Origin of the sequence: Amycolatopsis echigonensis, assembly GCF_002846615.1 — a bacterium.
GTDB lineage: Bacteria > Actinomycetota > Actinomycetes > Mycobacteriales > Pseudonocardiaceae > Amycolatopsis > Amycolatopsis echigonensis.
Genome location: NZ_PJMY01000003.1, coordinates 234,486 through 253,250, shown reverse-complemented (window position 1 = coordinate 253,250; position 18,765 = coordinate 234,486). Strand labels below are relative to the sequence as shown.

13 protein-coding genes are annotated in these 18,765 nt (G+C 70.2%); 10 read left to right on the top strand and 3 right to left on the bottom strand.

Translation table 11 applies throughout. The features are described 5' to 3' along the window. Nucleotides 1–227: 227 nt before the first annotated feature. Nucleotides 228–683: an Asp23/Gls24 family envelope stress response protein gene (locus tag ATK30_RS05625; RefSeq protein ID WP_208637283.1), complete on the bottom strand. Its 456-nt coding sequence runs from the start codon at nucleotides 681–683 to the stop codon at nucleotides 228–230. A 914-nt stretch (nucleotides 684–1,597) separates the two neighbouring features. On the opposite strand from ATK30_RS05625, the gene zapE reads away from it, so the two are divergent. Beyond that, nucleotides 1,598–2,641 (top strand): cell division protein ZapE, encoded by a 1,044-nt coding sequence (gene zapE / locus ATK30_RS05620; RefSeq protein WP_101434629.1) that lies wholly within the window; start codon nucleotides 1,598–1,600, stop codon nucleotides 2,639–2,641. Here zapE and ATK30_RS05615 read toward each other — a convergent pair. Continuing rightward, on the bottom strand, nucleotides 2,583–3,164 hold the full coding sequence (locus ATK30_RS05615) for a phosphatase PAP2 family protein (RefSeq protein WP_167441839.1): 582 nt from the start codon (nucleotides 3,162–3,164) through the stop codon (nucleotides 2,583–2,585). The two genes, zapE and ATK30_RS05615, sit on opposite strands and share 59 nt — an antisense overlap. 375 nt (nucleotides 3,165–3,539) lie before the next feature. After that, entirely contained in the window at nucleotides 3,540–4,778 is a 1,239-nt protein-coding gene (gene rocD, locus ATK30_RS05610) for an ornithine--oxo-acid transaminase (RefSeq protein ID WP_101434627.1), read from the bottom strand. 182 nt (nucleotides 4,779–4,960) lie between these two features. Here rocD and ATK30_RS05605 point away from each other — a divergent pair, with 182 nt between their 5' ends. From ATK30_RS05605 to ATK30_RS05565, 9 genes are all read left to right on the top strand, one after another. Next, nucleotides 4,961–5,815: a PPK2 family polyphosphate kinase gene (locus ATK30_RS05605; RefSeq protein ID WP_101434626.1), complete on the top strand. Its 855-nt coding sequence runs from the start codon at nucleotides 4,961–4,963 to the stop codon at nucleotides 5,813–5,815. A gap of 21 nt (nucleotides 5,816–5,836) precedes the next feature. Next, nucleotides 5,837–7,939, top strand: a complete 2,103-nt coding sequence (locus tag ATK30_RS05600) for a S9 family peptidase (protein WP_101440647.1) — start codon at nucleotides 5,837–5,839, stop codon at nucleotides 7,937–7,939. Beyond that, a complete protein-coding gene (locus ATK30_RS05595; RefSeq protein WP_101434625.1) occupies nucleotides 7,939–8,892 on the top strand; it encodes an LLM class F420-dependent oxidoreductase in 954 nt (317 codons plus the stop codon). Before ATK30_RS05600 ends, ATK30_RS05595 begins: the two co-directional genes overlap by 1 nt. A 221-nt stretch (nucleotides 8,893–9,113) precedes the next feature. Continuing rightward, nucleotides 9,114–10,613 (top strand): pyridoxal phosphate-dependent decarboxylase family protein, encoded by a 1,500-nt coding sequence (locus ATK30_RS05590; RefSeq protein ID WP_101434624.1) that lies wholly within the window; start codon nucleotides 9,114–9,116, stop codon nucleotides 10,611–10,613. Continuing rightward, nucleotides 10,610–11,902, top strand: a complete 1,293-nt coding sequence (locus ATK30_RS05585) for a lysine N(6)-hydroxylase/L-ornithine N(5)-oxygenase family protein (protein ID WP_101434623.1) — start codon at nucleotides 10,610–10,612, stop codon at nucleotides 11,900–11,902. The genes ATK30_RS05590 and ATK30_RS05585 overlap by 4 nt, the downstream gene beginning before the upstream one ends. Further along, nucleotides 11,899–13,692 carry an IucA/IucC family protein gene (locus tag ATK30_RS05580; protein ID WP_101434622.1) on the top strand — a complete coding sequence of 598 codons (1,794 nt, stop codon included), beginning with the start codon at nucleotides 11,899–11,901 and terminating at the stop codon, nucleotides 13,690–13,692. The genes ATK30_RS05585 and ATK30_RS05580 overlap by 4 nt, the downstream gene beginning before the upstream one ends. Next, nucleotides 13,689–15,002: a type I glutamate--ammonia ligase gene (locus ATK30_RS05575; protein ID WP_101434621.1), complete on the top strand. Its 1,314-nt coding sequence runs from the start codon at nucleotides 13,689–13,691 to the stop codon at nucleotides 15,000–15,002. The genes ATK30_RS05580 and ATK30_RS05575 overlap by 4 nt, the downstream gene beginning before the upstream one ends. Nucleotides 15,003–15,042: 40 nt before the next feature. Further along, nucleotides 15,043–16,455, top strand: coding sequence for a Si-specific NAD(P)(+) transhydrogenase (gene sthA, locus ATK30_RS05570; protein WP_167441838.1), 1,413 nt, complete (start codon nucleotides 15,043–15,045; stop codon nucleotides 16,453–16,455). A 57-nt stretch (nucleotides 16,456–16,512) separates the two neighbouring features. Beyond that, on the top strand, nucleotides 16,513–18,471 hold the full coding sequence (locus ATK30_RS05565; protein WP_101434619.1) for an intein-containing Rv2578c family radical SAM protein: 1,959 nt from the start codon (nucleotides 16,513–16,515) through the stop codon (nucleotides 18,469–18,471). Nucleotides 18,472–18,765 lie beyond the last annotated feature (294 nt).

Genomic DNA, 18,765 nt, shown 5'->3' with positions numbered 1-18,765 from the left:
CTGGGATTTGCGTGCTGCGCGGTTGAGGTGGTGCCTGTTGTGAGGTGCGTTCGTATTCGGTTTGGCGTTGCGCGTGCTGCGGCTTACGCGGCGCTTCGGGACTGCCGCTGCTGGGTCTTCTACGGAACTCGAACCGCCTGGCCTGACTGACGCCGGTCCGTTGCGGCCCGAGGCGTTCCGGCTGAAGCGTCGCAGCGCTGCTCAGCCAGCGAGCCCTTCGGACCCGGTCATTCGACCCGGCTCGACTCGGGCTCGTCCTCCTCGCCGGGAAGGTGGATGTCGTTGACCGCGATGTTGACCTCGATCACCTCGAGCCCGGTGATCTGCTCGACCGAGGTGATGACGTTGCGCCGGACGTCGCGGGCGACTTCCGCGATCCGTGCTCCGTATTCGACGACGACGTCGAGGTCGATCGCGGCCTGCTTCTCGCCGACCTCGACCGCGACGCCCGCGGTGGAGGTCGCGCCCGAGCCCGGGATCCGGTCCCGGATAGCCCCGATCGCCCGCGACACCCCGCCGCCGAGCGCGTGCACCCCGGCGACCTCTCGCGTCGAGAGTGCCGCGATCTTCTGCACGACCAGCGACGAGATCGTGGTGCGCCCAGCGGTGTCCGTCGGCTCGACCGACGACAGCGCGGAAGTCGGGACAGCGGTGGGCACATCGGGCCGGTTCGTGCTCGGCATGGTTCCTCGCTCCCTGTATGCGGACATGGCGCGTCCAGTGTCACCGCGAGCGGCCCGCGGCGCCGGAGACGTGCCCGCTCGAAAGACCTCCCGACCGGGCGAAAACTCACGCGGCATCCCTCGAACGGGTGAGTAGGCGGGCCACGGCGCTGGCAGTCCTCGCGGCGATGTGCGTGGGGGCTTGATCGGCGGCCAGCGGATCAGAGCCGTCGTGATGGCTCCTTGGCAGAAGTCCTGCTGGTCCGTTCGCCGACGATCGACTTGTTCGTTGCGGTCCGCCGCTGGCGTCGGGCCGGTGACGCGGCTCGTTCTGGTCAGGCGGCACCGTGGCGGGGTTGATCGGCCATCAGCGGATTCGGGCTGTCGTGCGACAGCTGTTTGGCACCAGTGCTGGTCTGCATGCCGATGACCGGCCTTGCTCGGTGGGGTCCGCTGCTCGTGTCGGGCTGGTGGCGAGGCTCGTTCCAGCTGCGCGGCAACGTGGCGGACCGTGGTCGGCGGGATTCGGGCTCTCGTGCGGTGGCTGCCTGGCGACAGTGCTGCCTCGGCCGCTGGCCGAGCGTCGGCCTCGCTCGGCCGAGTCCGTCGGCTCGCACCGGGGCCTGCGACGCGGCTCGTTGCCGGGCGACAGCGTCGGGCCGATCTGCTCCGCCGCTAGTACCGGGCTAGCGACGCGGCTCGATCCGGTACTGCAGGGCCGAGCCACTTCGCCGTTCGCGCCAGGGCAGCGGCGCAGTCCTGGCCTGGCACCGGAGCGCCTGACCAGCGCCGCAGCCCGGTGACAGTCGCCACACGCATCCCGGCTCGCCCGTCCCTTCTCCGGCGAAAGGCGGCTCCGACCGGCGGATTTGCCGCTCCTGACCCCGCTGAGGCGCGCCGAAGCGGCCGGGGTCGTCCGGATAGGCTCTTCGACCATGCCCGCCGCTGCGCTGACCGACCGGTTTCCCGAGCTAGGGGCCGACGAGCTGATCGCGTCCCTCGTGCCGCCGCCGCGGTTCGGCGAGGCTCGGTTTTCCACCTACATTCCCAACCCGGACGAGCCCAGCCAGGCGGCCGCGGTCGAGGCGTGTTCGGCGTTCGCTTCGCGGATCGGGGCGGCGAAGGCCAAGAAGTCCCGGTTGCGGTCGCTTTTCGGCGGCGGCGCGGCGATTCCGGACGGGCCGATGGGGCTTTATCTCGACGGCGGGTTCGGCGTCGGCAAGACCCACCTGCTCGCGTCGACGTGGCACGCGACTCCGGGGCCCAAGGCGTACGGGACGTTCGTCGAGCTGACGCACCTCGTCGGCGCGCTGGGGTTCGCCAACGCGGTCGCGCGGCTGTCCGAGCATCGGCTGCTGGCGATCGACGAGTTCGAGCTCGACGATCCCGGCGACACCACGCTGGTCAGCCGGTTGCTGCAGGAACTGACCGACGCGGGCGTCTACGTCGCGGCGACCTCCAACACCCTCCCGGACAAGCTCGGCGAGGGGCGGTTCGCGGCGGAAGACTTCCTGCGCGAGATCCAGGCGTTGTCGCGACGGTTCGGCGTCGTCCGCGTCGACGGGCCGGACTACCGGCACCGCGGGCTTCCGGACGCGCCGCCGCCGGTCGGGGACGACGAGATCGATGCCTCCGCGGCCGCGCATGAAGGGTCCACTGTGGACGAATTCGGCGCGTTGACGAAGCATCTCGAGCGCCTGCATCCCTCGCGGTACGGGAAGCTGCTCGACGGGGTCCGGCGGGTGCACCTCAAGCACGTGACGCCGGTGCCGGACCAGATGGTCGGGCTTCGGCTCGTCGCGTTGGCGGACCGGCTGTACGACCGGGCGATTCCGGTGGTCGTGTCCGGCGTGCCGCTGCCGGAGCTGTTCGGCGAGGAGATGCTGAACGGCGGTTACCGCAAGAAGTATCTGCGCGCGATCAGCCGGTTGACGGCTCTCGCGCGCGACGCGGTGACAGCGCCGCCCGCATCGCGGTGACGACGGCTGGAGCGAAACACGCGCCGCCGGCGATGTCGGTGAGGTAGTGGTAGCCGAGGCCGATCATGCCCACGGCTGCGCAGCAGACCAGCACTGCGCCCACCGCAATGGCAACCGCTTTGAATCGGACCAGCAGGACTACGACGGTGAGCACGGCTATCAGGCTGACGGTGTGGCCGCTTGGGTAGACGAGCGTGCCGCCTTTCCACCGGTCGAAAGCGGGTTTCAGCGCCCAGCTGTTCAGCGCGATGGCGACGAGCGGGCCTGCCACGGCGAGCAATGCGTCGACCCGGTTGCGCCGGTAGAGGCAGATTCCGGCGATGACGGCGGCAGCCGGGATGAGCACATACGGTTCGGTGGGCAGCACCAGCAGGTTGAGCAGGTGCGGGCTTAGCGTCGAGGCGGACCTGTCAGCCCATCGGTCCACTGCGCCGGGCGCATACGGCGCGACGAGCAGCCCTAACACAAGGGTGGCGAGCGCGCTGAGCGCGGCGAAGAGGGCGAGATTTCGCCTGGCGGTCACAAGGCGAAGCCTAGTCACAGTCCTGGCGGCGTGCGGGTCCTCGGTTCGGCACTGAAGAGCGGAGGGACACAAAGCAATGGGGGACATCGAGATCCACAGGACTTATCGCGGACGGCACCGAGACAGTCGGCGGCGAACGACGGAACGTGGAGCCCGACCACGTCCGTCGAGGACGACTACGGCCGCGGCATCGAGGTGACCGCCTCCGCCGGACGGAGCAGCGGTCGCGGTAATGCCCATCCGGTGACCGCCGCCCGGAGAAACGGCGGTCACCGGCCGCGGCATGGAGGTGACCGCCTCCGCCGGACGGGTCGACGGTCGCGGCGATGCCCATCCGGTGACCGCCGCCCGGAGAAACGGCGGTCACCGAGTAGGTCAGCCGCGGACGACCTGAGCGATCGCGTCGACGCCGCGGTCCAGTTCGGCTTCGGTGATCACCAGCGGCGGCGCGACGCGCAGCGTGCGGTCGTGCGTTTCCTTGCACAGCACGCCCAATCCGGCCAATGCCTCGGACGCCGCTCGTCCGGTCGGACCGTCCGGCGCGATGTCGACGCCTGCCCAGAGGCCGCGTCCGCGCACTTCCGAAACCCCGTCGCCGACCAGCTTCGCGAGACGCTCGTGCAGGTGTGCGCCCAGCTCGGTGGACCGCTTCTGGTACTCGCCGGTCTGGAGCATCCGCACCACCGCGCGGCCGACGGCGCAAGCCAGCGGGTTGCCGCCGAAAGTTGAGCCGTGTTCGCCTGGCTTCAGCACGCCCAGCACGTCCCGGCTGCCGACCACAGCGGACACCGGGACGATGCCGCCGCCGAGGGCCTTGCCCAGCGTGTACAGGTCAGCGCGGACGCCTTCGTGTTCCAGCGCGAGCACGGTGCCGGTGCGTGCGAGACCGGACTGGATCTCGTCGGCGATCATCAGCACGCCGTTGTCGTCACACAGCCGTCGTACCTCGGCGAAGAATCCCGCGGGCGGCACGACGACGCCTGCCTCGCCCTGGATCGGCTCCATCAGCACGGCTGCCGTACGCGGCGTGATGGCCGTCTTCAACGCTTCCGCGTCGCCGTACGGCACCTGGACGAAGCCCGGCGTGAAGGGCCCGTAGTCGGCGCGCGCGGTTTCGTCGTCGGAGAACGAGACGATGGTGGTGGTGCGGCCGTGGAAGTTCGACCGGGCGACCACGATCTCCGCCGTGCCCGCCGGAACGCCCTTGACCTGGTACGCCCACTTGCGCGCGACCTTCACCGCGGACTCCACGGCCTCGGCCCCGGAGTTCATCGGCAGCACCATTTCGGTGCCGGTCAGCTCGGCCAGCTCACGGCAGAACAGGCCGAGCTGGTCGTGGTGGAACGCGCGGGAGGTGAGCGTGACCCGGCCCAGCTGCTCGGTCGCGGCGGCGATCAGCTCGGGGTTGCGGTGGCCGAAGTTGAGCGCGGAGTAGCCGGACAGGAAGTCCAGGTAGGACTTGCCGGCCACGTCGGTCACCGAGGCGCCCTCGGCTTCGGCGATCACGACCGGCAGCGGATGGTAGTTGTGCGTGCTCCATTGCTCGTCGAGCGCGATGAAGCCGTCGGAGGAGGTGGGACGCGCGGTGCCGGCAGGCTGGACGGACGCTGTCATGCGTTCAGGCTAGAGGCCGTTCGCGGGGAGTTCAGCCGGGAAACGTTGCTTTCCCCCGTCGTTCGTTGCGCAATCGAGGGGGCTGACCGGCGATTCGATGCGCCGCTCGCTCGACCGGATGACACCCGGCCGAACGCCGGAGAGGTCCCCGGGATCGGCTGCTGTCCGGTTATCGTCCCGGGATGGCGAAGAAGCAGCAGAACGGAAACCGGGTCCGCGACGCGCTCCGTGCGGGCGACGAGCTGCCGGACCCGGCTTCGTCGCCCGTGGGGCCGGAGAAGAAGGCGAAAGGCGGCAAGAAACTCGAGTCCGCCGGGGAACAGCTCGCCGGGTTGCAGGAGGCGCTGTATGCGGAGGGCATTGGCGGCGGTCAGCGCAGCGTGCTGTTGGTGTTGCAGGGCATGGACACCTCCGGGAAGGGCGGCACCGTCGGGCACGTGCTCGGCCTCGTGAACCCGATGGGCGTGCAGTACGCCGGGTTCAAGAAACCCACCGCCGCTGAACGCAAGCACGACTTCCTGTGGCGCATCCGCAAGAAGCTCCCGTCGCCGGGCCACCTCGGGGTCTTCGACCGCTCGCATTACGAGGACGTCCTGGTGCCGCGCGTGCTCGGTCAGCTCCCGGCGGCCGAGCGACGGCAGCGGTACGCGCAGATCAACGCGTTCGAAAAGGAACTGACCGACAACGGCACCGCGGTGGTGAAGGTATTCCTGCACATCTCGCCGGAGGAGCAGCTTCGCCGGCTCACCGCGCGGCTGGACCGGCCGGAGAAGCGGTGGAAGTTCGACCCGTCGGACATCGATGCGCGTCGCCAGTGGCCCGCGTATCAGAAGGCGTACGCCGACGTGCTGAAGCGCACCTCGACCGCGCACGCTCCGTGGTACGTCGTCCCCGCCGACCGCAAGTGGTACCGGAACTGGGCGGTCGCCGAGCTGCTGGTCGAGACGCTGACCGAGATGGACCCGCAGTTTCCCGAGCCCGCCTTCGACGTCGACGAGCAGCGGGCCGCGCTGCAGGGTGTTGGCGTGCCCGCCTGATGATCTGAAAGAGTGCTGGTCGTGACCGATTTCGCACTCGACGACGTTCCGTTCCTCCGCCAGCAGGCCCGCACCCAGCGGTTCACGCTCGGCGCGCCCAAGCAGTTCCGGGTCGCCCCGGACGGTTCGCGGGTGCTGTTCCTGCGCAGCGCCACCGGCACCGATCCGCGGCACAGCCTGTGGTCGTTCGACCTCGCGACCGGCGAGGAGGCGAAGCTGGTCGACGCGGCCGAGCTGGTGTCCGGCGACGAGGACTTGCCGCCGGAGGAGCGGGCGCGCCGCGAACGGGCCCGGGAGACCGGCGGGGGCGTCGTGGCCTTCGGCGTCGACGACGCGTTCACCGTCGTCACCTTCACGCTGTCGGGCAAGCTGTACACGCTCGACCTCGCGAGCGGCGAGACGCGGATCCTCGTCGACGGGTCCGTGATCGACCCGCGGCCGAACCCGACCGGCACGCACGTCGCGTACGTGCGCGAGCGGCGGCTGCGCGTGATCGAATTGGCGACCGGCGAGGACCGCGTGCTCGCCGGCGAGGACAACGAGGACGTCACCTGGGGGCTCGCGGAGTTCATCGCCGGCGAGGAGATGGACCGCACGCGCGGCTACTGGTGGGCGCCGGACGGGCGCAGCCTGATCGTGGAGCGCGCGGACCGCGGTCCGGTGCCGCGCTGGACGATCGGCGACCCGGCGAACCCGCAGCAGCCGGCGAACGTCGTGGCGTATCCGTCGGCGGGTTCGCCGAACGCCGAGGTGTCGCTGGCCGTCCTGGGGCTCGACGGCAGCCGCGTCGATGTGGAGCGAGGAGACTGGGAGTACCTGGTCACCGTGCACTGGTCGGCGGGCGGGCGGCCGCTGCTGGCCGTGCAGCCGCGGGACCAGAAGCGGCTCACCGTGCTGGCACTGGACCCGTCCGACGGTTCGGTCGCCGAAGTGCACAGCGAGACCGACGAGCACTGGGTCGAGATCTTCCAGGGCGTTCCGGCGTGGACCGGGGACGGCAAGCTCGTCGTGGAAAGCGCGGCCGACGGCGATCACCGGCTCTTGGTGGACGGCAAGCCGGTCACGCCGCCGGGGATGCAGCTGCGGCAGGTGCTGCACGTCGGCGAGGAAGTTCTGTTCACCGCTTCGGAAGATGACCCGACGCAGGTGCACCTGTACCGCACCGAAGACGGCACGGTGCGCCGGCTGTCGGCGACGGACGGCGTGCACGTCGGTTCGGGCAGCGCGGCTCTGACCGTGCTTTCCTCGTGGAGCCTCGACCACAGCGGCCCGAAGGTGACCGTGCTGCGGGACGGCATCGAGGTGGGCTCGATCGAATCGTCCACTGTGGACCCGGAGATCGTGCCGAACCTGACCTGGCTCACCCTCGGCGAACGCCGGCTGCGCGCGGCTTTGGTGCTGCCGCGCGGATACGAGGCGGACGAGGGCAAGCTGCCCGTCCTTCTCGACCCGTACGGCGGGCCGCACGCGCAGCGGGTTCTCCAGAGCCGCAACGCTTTCCTGACCCCGCAGTGGCTCGCCGACCAGGGCTTCGCGGTGCTGGTCGTGGACGGTCGCGGGTCGCCCGGCCGCGGACCGGTGTGGGAGAAGGAGATCGCGGGCAAGCTCGCCGACGTCACGCTGGCCGACCAGGTCGACGCCCTGCACGCGGCCGCCGCGGCGCGTCCCGAACTGGACCTGGACCGGGTCGCGATCCGCGGCTGGTCCTACGGCGGCTACCTGTCCGCGCTCGCCGTGCTGCGACGGCCGGACGTGTTCCACGCGGCGGTCGCGGGCGCACCGGTCACCGACTGGTCGCTGTACGACACCCACTACACCGAGCGCTACCTCGGCAAGCCGGAAGACGACCCGGAAAGCTACGAGCACAACTCGCTCATCGCGAGCGCCGGTTCGCTCGAGCGGGCGCTGCTGATCGTGCACGGTCTGGCCGACGACAACGTCTTCCCAGCGCACGCGCTGCGGCTTTCCTCGGCGCTGCTGGCGAAGGGCCGTCCGCACGTTTTCCTGCCGCTCGCCGGCGCGACGCACATGACGCCGCAGGCCGAGGAGGTCGCGGAGAACCTCATGCGCCTCCAGGTCGAATGGATCCACCGGGAACTGGCCGCTGCCGGGAAGGAGAGCTGATGTCTCGTTGGGGTTTGACGATTCCGCTCACCGGCGTCCCGCTCGTCGAGCACCGGGCGCTGATCGAGGAGCTGCCGGATCTGGGCTACACCGACGTCTGGAGCGCCGAAACCGCTGGTACCGACGCGTTCACGCCGCTCGCGCTGGCGTCTCAGTGGGCACCGCAGCTGCGGCTGGGCACCGCGATCGTGCCGGTGTACACGCGCGGTCCGGGCCTGCTGGCGATGAGCGCGTCGACCCTGGCGGAACTCGCGCCGGGCCGGTTCGTGCTCGGCATCGGAGCTTCGTCGCCGGTGATCGTGGAAGGCTGGAACGCGGCGGAGTTCAGCGAGCCGTACCAGCGGACGCGCGACACGCTGCGGTTCCTGCGTTCGGCGCTGGCGGGGGAGAAGGTGACCGAGGAGTACGAGACGTTCTCGGTCAGCAAATTCCGGTTGGAGCGAGCCGCTGATCCGGCACCGTCGATCATGCTGGCGGCGTTGCGGCCGGGCATGCTGCGCTTCGCCGCGGAAGAGGCCGACGGTGCGATCACGAACTGGCTCGCCGCTTCGGACGTACCGAAGGTGCGCGAGGTCGTCGGCCCGGATCTCGAGCTGGCGGCCCGGATTTTCGTGTGTCCCACCGAGGACGCGGCGGCCGCGCGCGGGCTCGGGCGGATGCTGATCTCGTCGTACCTCACGGTGCCCGCGTACGCGGCGTTCCACGACTGGCTCGGCCGCGGCGACCAGCTGCGCCCGATGCACGAGGCGTGGGCCGCGGGGGAGCGGAAGAAGGCGAACGAGGTGATCCCGGACGAGGTCGTGGACTCGCTGGTGCTCCACGGCAGCGTCGAATCGTGCCGCGAGCAAATCCAGTCCTATGTGGACAACGGGCTGACCACGCCTGTGCTCGCGGTGCTGCCGACCGGCGGCGACGTCTTCGAGCAGGTGCGCGGGCTGGCCCCGGCGCGCTGACCTTTCCGGAACGGCCGGTGCTCCCCTTGGCGGGACACCGGCCGTTGTGCTGCGGCGAAGGTCCGTGAAGGGCTCCTTGAGGGAATCAGATTCCCTCAAGGAGCCCTTCACGAGCCGTCAGGCCCGGTTCGCCCAGCATGCTGGCCCCGCGCGCGGGCTGTCGGTGGGTGTCCGTATTGTTGCGCAGGGTAAGGCAAGGTTACCCTAAGAAAGGCGGTTCCATGGCGGATGCGCCCTCAGCGCCGACGGCCCCCAGGCCCAGGTCCGGCGTGGCTTCGGCGGAGTGGCTGGCCGGCGGCTCCGGCGGAGCGGACCGGCTGGCCCAGCTTCTCCCCGCGGCGCTGCGCGGGATGGCCGCGGGCACGGCCGAACGCGGCGGTCCGGTTCCGGCTGGCGGCCCGGCCGCGGTGGCGGCAGCCCTCGCCCGGGCGCAATCATCCGGGCTCCCGCGGCACGGAGTGGGCGCCGAACAAGCCTTGGAAGAGCTTTCCGCCCTGCTCGCCGCCGGATCGGCCGATCCAGCCGATCCCGCGTGCGCCGCGCACCTGCACTGCCCACCGCTGGCCGTCTCGGTCGCCGCTGACGTCGTAGCTTCCGCGCTGAATCCGTCGATGGACTCCTGGGACCAGGCCCCGGTTGCGAGCGAGATCGAGCGCGAGTTCACCACCGGCATCGCCCGGCTCTGCTACCCGGACGCTGCCCGCCCGGACGCCGTCATCACCTCCGGAGGCACCGAATCGAATCTTCTCGGCCTCCTGCTCGCCCGGGAATCCGCAGTCACGCGACCGGTGTGCGGGGCCAATTCGCACCACAGTGTCGCTCGCGCGGCGTGGCTGCTCGGGTTGCCCGCGCCGGTCGTGGTGCCGTGCGCGGACGACCGGATGGTCCCGTCCGCGCTCGCTGAGGCGTTGGCTCCGCTCGGTGCGCAGGCTGTCGTCGTCGCGACCGCTGGCACCACCAACACCGGCCGGATCGACCCGTTGCCAGAGATCGCCGAGATCTGCCGCCGGACTGGAGCGCGGCTGCACGTCGACGCGGCGTACGGCGGTCTCGCGCTCTGCAGCGAAAGCCTCCGCTCCCGCGTCGCTGGGCTGGAACTGGCCGATTCGGTCGCGCTTGACCTGCACAAATTCGGCTGGCAGCCGGTTGCCGCAGGCGTCTTCGCCGCACGCGCCGAGGCTGATCTGGAGGCGCTCACCGTCCGTGCCGAGTACCTCAACGCCGACGACGACACCGAAGCCGGACTGCCCGATTTGCTCGGCCGTTCGCTGCGCACGTCCCGGCGTCCGGACGCGTTCCGGATGGCGGTCACGCTCCGCGCGCTCGGCACGTCCGGGATAGGTGCGCTCGTGGAACGCTGCTGTGCCAACGCTTCCGGCGTGCACGCGATGGTCGAGGACCATCCGGCACTGCGGTCGTGGGGTGCACCCGAACTGTCCACAGTGGTCTTCCGTCCCACGGTGGCGGACGAGTTGCCGGGAACCGCCGGGGACGACTTGGTCGCGCAGGTGCGCCGCACGCTTCTGGAGGACGGCACCGCGGTGATCGGTCGCGGTGCGTTGCCGACCGGACCGGACGGCGAGGCGCAGCTCTGGCTCAAGCTCACCCTCCTGCACCCGCACACCAAGCCCGCCGACTACCGCGCGCTGCTCGACGCGGTGGCCGCGGTCGCGGCTGACCTGCGCGCGAGCGTCACGCGGGAAAGCCCGATCGCGTCGTGAGGCGCTACGACGTCGCCGGGGTCGGGATCGGGCCGTTCAACCTGTCGCTGGCCGCATTGGCGGATCCGCTCGACCAGCTGGAGGTCGTGCTGTTCGACGCGCGTCCCGAGTTCCGCTGGCACCCCGGGCTCCTCCTGGACGGCGCGACGCTGCAGGTGCCGTTCCTCGCCGACCTGGTGACGCTCGTCGACCCGACCAACCGCCATTCGTTCCTCAACTACCTGCGCGAACGCGGCCGGCTGCTGCCGTTCTACTTCGCCGAGCGGTTCCATCCGCCGCGCGCCGAGTACGACGACTACGGCCGCTGGGCAGCGTCCCGGCTGCCGTCGTGCCGGTTTGGGCACGAGGTCACCGGCTTGCACTGGATCGAACAGGAAGAGGCGTTCGAGCTGACTGTCAACGGTGCGGAACCGGTGCTGGCGGCGGCGGTCGTGCTCGGGGTCGGCACCCAGCCGAGCGTGCCGGAATCGTTGCGGCCCTTGGTGTCCGCGCCCGACGTGCTCGCCCTGCATTCCGCGGACTACCTCACGAGGCGCGCTGAGCTGATCGCCGCGGAGTCGGTGACGGTGGTCGGTTCGGGACAGTCGGGAGCCGAGGTCTTTCTCGATCTGCTGCGTTCGCGATCCACTGTGGACGGTCTGCGCTGGCTCGCGCGAACGCCTGCGTTCGCGCCGATGGAGTACTCGAAGCTCGGCCTGGAGCAGTTCACCCCGGACTACACGGCGTACTTCCACGGCCTTCCCGAAACGGTGCGGGATCGGCTTCTCCCAGCGCAATGGCAGCTGTACCAAGGCATTGATGCCGAGACCATGGCCGAGATCCACGACGAGCTGTACCGCCGAAGCGTCGGCGGCGGCTGGCCGGGCGCGGTGCTGACGCCGGGTGTCGAGGTGGTGTCCGCGACCGTCGGCGACGGGATCGAGCTGGGGCTGCGGCACGTCCAGCAAGGAACGACCGCGACGCACCGGACGTCGGCCGTGGTGGCTGCCACCGGCTACGCGGAAACGCCGACCGGACCCTTGCTGCAGGGGCTCGGCGAAGCGGTCCGCCGCGATGCGCGAGGTCGGCTCGTGATCGGTGCCGACTATCGCGTCGAGCTCGACGTTCCGGGGCCGTTGTTCGTGCAGAACGCGGAACGCCACACGCACGGTCCCGGCGCGCCGGATCTCGGGCTCGGCGCGTGGCGGGCGGCGGCGATTCTCAACGCGGTATGCGGAAAACCGGTGTACGACCTGCCCGAACGGACAGCATTCACCACGTTCGGCCTCGACCAGACGGAGGACCAGTGACCCTGACCGACGACGCCGCTTGGCGGGCCGCTGGCTCGCTCGTCACGCACAAAATGCTCGGCGAGTTGTCCTATGAAGCGCTGCTGGCACCTGAGCCCGGCGAACCCACGCGGTCCGGACACCGCAGCTGGCACCTCGACCTGCCCAGCGACGTTTCGTACCGCTTCGAAGCACGCCGAGGCGCGTTCGAGTCGTGGACAGTGTTGCCCGGCAGCGCAATCCGGACCGCTGACGGTGTGGAAGCTCCGGCGGACGACCCGCGCACGTTGATCGTCGACGCGCGGGAACAGCTTGGGCTCACCGGCCTGCGGCTGGCCGACGTCCTCGCCGAGCTGACCTCGACGGTCGCCAACGAGGCGACCCGACTCCGGCGCGCACCGACCGCCGCCGCACTGTCCACGATGGACTACAACGTCGCCGACGGTCACCTCACCGGCCACCTCCGGCTAGTGCTGAACAAGGGCCGTGTCGGGTTTTCCGCTCGCGACCGCGCCCGCTACGCGCCCGAGTCCGGTGCCGACATCCGGCTGCGCTGGTATGCCGTGCACCGCGATCTCGCGCAGTTCCGCAGCGTGGCCGGGCTCGACGCAGAGACTTTGCTGCGCGAGGAACTGGACGACCAGACCCGTGCGGAATTCACTGCCCGCGCAGCACAACTCGGCGCTCTCGACGACTACGTCTGGGTTCCGGTGCATCCTTGGCAGGCCGACGAAATCATCGGCACGCTCTACGCTGCCGAGCTGGCGACCGGCCGGATGGCCGAACTGGGGGAGAGCAGCGACGTCTACCGTCCACATCAGACAGTCCGGACCCTCGCCAACCGCTCGCGCCCGGACCGGCGCGATGTGAAAACCGCGGTCTCCGTCCGGAACACGCTCGTTTACCGCGGCCTGAACTCCGCCGCGACGCTTGCCGGACCGTCGGTCACCGAATGGCTGCGCCGCATTGACGCGGCGGATCCGTTGCTGTCCGAGAAGTACCGCTTCGAGCTCCCGGGCGAGGTCGCGAGCGTGTCGGTCCGGCACCCGTTGTTCGGCTCGCTGGAGGAACTGCCGTACCGTTTCCACGAAACGCTCGGTGCGCTGTGGCGTGAGCCGCTCGTCGCCCGGCTCGCCGAGGGAGAGCAGGCGATCTCGTTCGCCGCGCTGCCGTACCGCGACGCCGCTGGCGAGTCCGTGCTGACCAGGCTGATCACGCAGTCCGGCGAGGGCGCGCAGGCGTGGCTGTCACGGCTGTTCGACTTGCTGCTCACGCCGTTGCTGCATTGGCTGCTCCAGTACGGCGTTGGCTTCTGCCCGCACGGCCAGAACCTCGTGCTCGTGGTGGACGCGGACGGCCGTCCGTTGCGCGTCGCGATCAAGGACTTCGCCCAGGGCGTCGACCTGCTGGACGAGGAACTGCCCTGCTACGCGGATCTTCCGCCGGACGCCGCGGCCGACATGCTGCGCTGGCCCGCGCATCTGCTCGCGCAGTCGCTGTTCAGCTCGGTTTTCTCCGGCCAGCTGCGGTTCTGGGCCGAACTGCTGCTGGACGATCTCGACCTGGCGCGCGGAGATTTCTGGACGTTGGTACGCGAGGTGGTCGGCCGATACCGCGACGAAAACCCCGAGGTGGCCGAGCGATTCGACGCCTGCCCGCTGTTCGCGCCGGACGTCGAGCGCGTCACGCTCAACCGCGAGCATCTCGCTGGACAGGGGTTCGACAAGGTGGAACGCGACGACGAATTCGATGTGCGCTGGGGCCGGGTGCCGAACCCGTTGCACGCGCCCGATCCGGATGGTGCCTGGTGAGCCCCTTCGACCGTCCGGTCGGGCCGCGGTCGCTGGCCGTACGGGCCGAAGCGGGCTCGGCGGCCGCGGAGGTGCTGCGTCGAGTGCTGGCCGAGGACGGTGCTCGGCTGGTGCTGTTGGTGCCCGACCCGCACGCGCGGTTCGCGGCGGTCGAGTTGGCCGCACCGTTCGCCGCCGAGGTTCTGGACAGCGGATACGGCGTGTGCAGCTACGTCTTCGCGTGGACGCCCGAGCGCGAGCCGTTGCCGGAGGTCGGCCCGCTGAAGCCGTACCTCGGCGGGTTCGGCGACCTGCGCGTGCGGCTCGACGCGGCGACCGCGTTTCCGCTCGGAGACCAGACGTGGGCGGTCGTCGGGGACGCGGAGTTTCCGACCGGAGAACCGGCCGGGCTCGCGCCGCGGACGGTGTTGCGGGCCCAGCTGGCGCGGCTGGAGGAGCACGGGCTGGTTCCGTCGATCGGGATCGAGCACGAGGTGGTTTTTCGTACGCAGGAAGGGGACCCGCTCACCGGACACGGCGTGGACTACGCGGTCGGCGGCACTGAACGCCTAGCGCCGCTGCTGGCGGACCTGCGGTCCGCGACGGCCGGTCTCGGTGTGGAGTCGGCGCGGGCGGAGTGCCATCCGGGGCAGTACGAGGTCGTCCTGCGGCATCGTGACGCGCTCGCGGCCTGCGACGACGCGTTGCTGCTGCAGATGGCGACCCGGCAGGCGGCCGCCCAGCACGGTGTCCAGGCCGACTATCTCGCCGCGCCGGAACCTGGTCAGGGGAATTCGTGCCACGTCCATCTCTCATTGTCCACTTCGGATGGTCCGGTGGGATTTCCGTTCGCGCTGGGCGCTTTTCTGGCCGGAGTGCTGCGGGATGCGCGTGCGTTGTCGGCGGTGTGGGCTCCGACGTGGAACAGCTATGTCCGGCTGCGCACCGCGCCGTTCTCGCCGCGCGAACTCCGGTGGGGGCCGGACGACCGGACGTCCGCGATCCGGCTGTGCGGGACGTCGTCCGCGCCGCGGCTGGAGTTCCGCTTCGCCGGCGCGGACGCGCAGCCGCACCTCGTCGTCGCCGCGCTGCTCGCCGCCGGTACCGCTGGCCTGGCCGAACAGCTGTCGCCACCTGACGCGGGTGCACTGAGCGGACAGCTGGCGTCGTCGCCGTGGGAGGCGCTGGAGTTGCTTGGGGAGGGACGGCTCGCGGCGTTGCTGGGGGAGGATGTCGCCGCGCAGCAGGCCGCGTTGCTGCGCGAGGAACTGGACGCCGCGCTCGGATCGGTCACCGATCTGCACCGCCGCCGGGGCGCCCTGCGCTCGTGAGGACTTGCGCTGACCGGCGCGGGTGCGCAGGCTCAGGGCCGTGAGCGAATACGAGTACGACCTCATCGTCATCGGCTCGGGCCCGGGAGGGCAGAAAGCCGCCATCGCGGCGGCGAAACTGGGGAAGAAAGTCGCCGTCGTCGACCGGCAGGACATGGTCGGCGGCGTGTGCGTCAACACGGGCACCATTCCGTCGAAGACGCTGCGCGAAGCCGTGCTGTACCTGACCGGGATGAACCAGCGCGAGCTGTACGGCGCGAGCTACCGGGTGAAACAGGACATCACCATCGCCGACCTGATGGCGCGCACGCAGCACGTCATCGGGCGCGAAGTCCAGGTGGTGCGCGCGCAGCTGCTGCGCAACCACGTCGATCTGATCGGCGGCGTCGGTTCGTTCGCCGATCCGCACACCGTCCTGGTCGACGGCAAACACCGCGGCGACCGGCGCACCATCACCGGCGACTACGTCGTGATCGCGACCGGCACCCGTCCCGCCCGCCCGGACCACGTCGACTTCGACGCCGCGCGGGTGCTCGACTCGGACGAGATCCTGGCGCTGGAGGCGATCCCGTCCTCGCTGGTCGTGGTCGGCGCGGGGGTGATCGGGATCGAGTACGCGTCGATGTTCGCCGCGCTCGGTTCGCGGGTGACCGTGGTCGAGCAGCGCGACCAGATGCTCGATTTCTGCGATCCGGAGATCGTGGAATCGCTGAAGTTCCAGCTGCGCGACCTCGGCGTCACGTTCCGGTTCGGGGAGAAGGTCGCGAACGTCGCGATCTCCGACGACGCCACGGTGACGACGCTGGTCAGCGGCAAGCGGATCCCGGCGGACGCGGTGATGTACTCGGCGGGACGGCAGGGCATGACGGCCGCGTTGGCGCTGGAGAACGCGGGCCTCAGCGCGGACCGGCGCGGCCGCTTGGAGGTCGACGAGCACTACCGGACGTCGGTCGAGCACGTGTACGCGGTCGGTGACGTGATCGGATTCCCGGCGCTGGCGGCGACGTCGATGGACCAGGGCCGCCTCGCCGCATATCACGCGTTCGGCGAACCGGCGAACGACATCGGCGCGTTGCAGCCGATCGGGATCTACACGATCCCGGAGATCTCGTACGTCGGCGCGACCGAGGCGCAGCTGACGTCTTCGTCGGTGCCGTACGAGGTCGGCATCGCGCGGTACCGGGAACTCGCGCGCGGCCAGATTTCCGGGGACAGCTATGGGATGTTGAAGCTGCTGGTGTCGACGACGGACCGGAAGTTGCTGGGAGTGCACGTTTTCGGCACCGGCGCGACTGACCTCGTGCACATCGGCCAGGCGGTGATGGGCTGCGGCGGCACGGTGGATTACCTGGTGGACGCGGTCTTCAACTATCCGACGCTGTCCGAGGCGTACAAGGTGGCGGCCCTCGACGCGACGAACAAGATCCGGGCGCTGGAGCGGTTCTCCGGCTGAGTCCGGCCTCGCTCGTTCGAGGGGTGTTCGAACATATGTTTGACAGTGCTTTAGAACATGTGTTCGACTGTAGGGGTGCGTTGGGAACAGTTGCGAGCGGGGAAGGAGGAGCCGGCACTCCCGGGTCTCGGTGCCTTCGGAGATTTCGTGCGCTCGGTGCGGCCGCCGGAGTTCGACGGCGTCACCTTTCACGAGGTGCGGGCCCGGTCCGTCCTGAACCGGGTGCCCGAATCGTCCGCGGTGCCGTTCCGGTGGTCGGTCAACCCGTATCGCGGGTGCTCGCACGCGTGCACGTACTGCCTCGAAGGCGACACGCCGGTGCTGATGGCGGACGGCCGCACGAAGCCGATCGCCGAACTGCGCGTGGGCGATCGGATCATGGGCACGCGCGGACACGGCGTCGCGCGCAGGCTCGTGCCCACCGAGGTGCTCGCGCACTGGACCACGGTGCGCCCGGCGTACCGCGTCACGCTCGAGGACGGCACGCGGATCGTCGCCGGGCCGGACCACCGGTTCCTCAGCGCGCGCGGCTGGAAGTACGTCACCGGCAGCATACTCGGCACCGCGCAGCGACCGCATCTGGAACCGGGCACAGAACTGGTCGGCGGCGGCCGGTTCGTCCGCACGCCGGACGACACGCTCGGCTACCGGGCCGGGTATCTGTGCGGCATGCTGCGCTCAGGCGGGTTCGCCGCGGAATCCGACGCCGCCACGCGAGCACTGACGTACCTGCCCGACTTCGGCTCGTCAGTGGGCTTCATGCGGATCCCCCGGGAGCCGGACGCCCACTGGGCTCGTGGATTTTTGGCCGGGCTATTTGACCTCGCAGGCGGCTACCGGCGCGGCACGCTCTCCATCGCGCACGACGAGAACGAAGTGGTGGACATGCTGTTCGCCGCACTGGACCGGTTCTCGTTCAGCTACGACACCGTCGGCCACCGTCAGCACCCCGGCCGCAGGCAAGCGCGGCTCACCGGCGGCACCGGCGAGGTGCTGCGGTTCCTGCACCTGGTCGACCCGGCGGTCGCATGGAAACGCTCACTGGACGGCACCGTGATCGGCGGCGTCCGGCGCACCGTCACGAGCGTCGCGCCGACGGGGGTGGACTTGCCGCTGTTCGACATCACGACGGGCACCGGCGATTTCATCGCCGACGGCATGGTGTCGCACAACTGCTTCGCCCGGAACACCCACACGTATCTGGACTTCGACGCCGGCCGGGATTTCGACACCCAGGTCGTGGTCAAGGTCAACGCGCCGGAAGTGCTGGCGGCGCAACTGAAACGGCCGAGCTGGCAACGCGAACCGGTCGCGATGGGCACGAACACCGACCCGTACCAGCGCGTCGAGGGGCGGTATCGATTGATGCCCGGAATCATCCGCGCCCTCGCGGACTCCGGGACGCCGCTGTCGATCCTCACCAAAGGCACCATGCTGAGCCGGGACCTGCCGCTGCTGGAGTCGGCGGGAAAGGACGTCCCGGTCCACCTGGCCGTGTCGCTGGCCCTGCTGGACGGCGACCTGCAACGGCGACTCGAACCCGGCACCCCGACCCCGCGAGCCCGGCTGGACCTGATCCGCAAGGCCGCTGCGGCGGGTCTGCCGTGCTCGGTGATGGTCGCACCGGTGCTGCCGTACCTGACCGATTCGCCCGAGGCCCTGGACCCGCTTTTCGCCCAACTGGCCGAAGCCGGAGCCACCAGGGTGACGGTGCTGCCCCTGCACCTCCGACCAGGCGCGCGGGAGTGGTTCGCCGCGTGGCTGAAACGGGAGTACCCGGAACTGGCGCCGCGCTACCGACGCCTGTACGCCCGAGGAAGCTACGTCGACCGCGGCTACCGAGAACGACTGGCCACAGTGGTCGGCCCGTTGCTGCGGCGGCACGGCCTGGACCCTCGGGCGCCTCGAGCGCATTCGGAAACCCGGACGAACCCGGACCCGGACCCGTCAGGGGAGGCGGGGACTGAGGTACCAGCGCAACGAACGGAGGAGGCAGAACAGCTGCGGTTGCTGTGACCCGCAGCGGCCAGACTTCCGTCGGAAGCGGGAAGCGCCCGACTGCAACTGTCCAGGGAGCGCCTGGTGAGGCGAGCCCTCGATGCCCCCCAACCCGTCGCGCGACCGATCGTCGGGCTGCATCTCAGCAACGGCCGCTGAATCAGCCCGCAACCCGCACTCGCCAGCCCGCACTGCCGCCCGAACCCGCCGTCGTTCCGCGCCACGGCTCGAGCCAGCCCACCACCGAGCCGCCACCCACCACCGAGCCCTCCCGAACCGAACCCCCGTCGCCCCCGACCCAAACCTGCCCGC

Excerpts from the sequence above, each read along its gene's own strand:
- ATK30_RS05590 (WP_101434624.1), top strand. The coding sequence starts at position 9,114 with ATGGCGGATGCGCCCTCAGCGCCGACGGCCCCCAGGCCCAGGTCCGGC.
- ATK30_RS05625 (WP_208637283.1), bottom strand. The coding sequence starts at position 683 with ATGCCGAGCACGAACCGGCCCGATGTGCCCACCGCTGTCCCGACTTCC.
- ATK30_RS05565 (WP_101434619.1), top strand. The coding sequence starts at position 16,513 with ATGTGTTCGACTGTAGGGGTGCGTTGGGAACAGTTGCGAGCGGGGAAG.
- zapE (WP_101434629.1), top strand. The coding sequence starts at position 1,598 with ATGCCCGCCGCTGCGCTGACCGACCGGTTTCCCGAGCTAGGGGCCGAC.
- rocD (WP_101434627.1), bottom strand. The coding sequence starts at position 4,778 with ATGACAGCGTCCGTCCAGCCTGCCGGCACCGCGCGTCCCACCTCCTCC.
- ATK30_RS05605 (WP_101434626.1), top strand. The coding sequence starts at position 4,961 with ATGGCGAAGAAGCAGCAGAACGGAAACCGGGTCCGCGACGCGCTCCGT.
- ATK30_RS05595 (WP_101434625.1), top strand. The coding sequence starts at position 7,939 with ATGTCTCGTTGGGGTTTGACGATTCCGCTCACCGGCGTCCCGCTCGTC.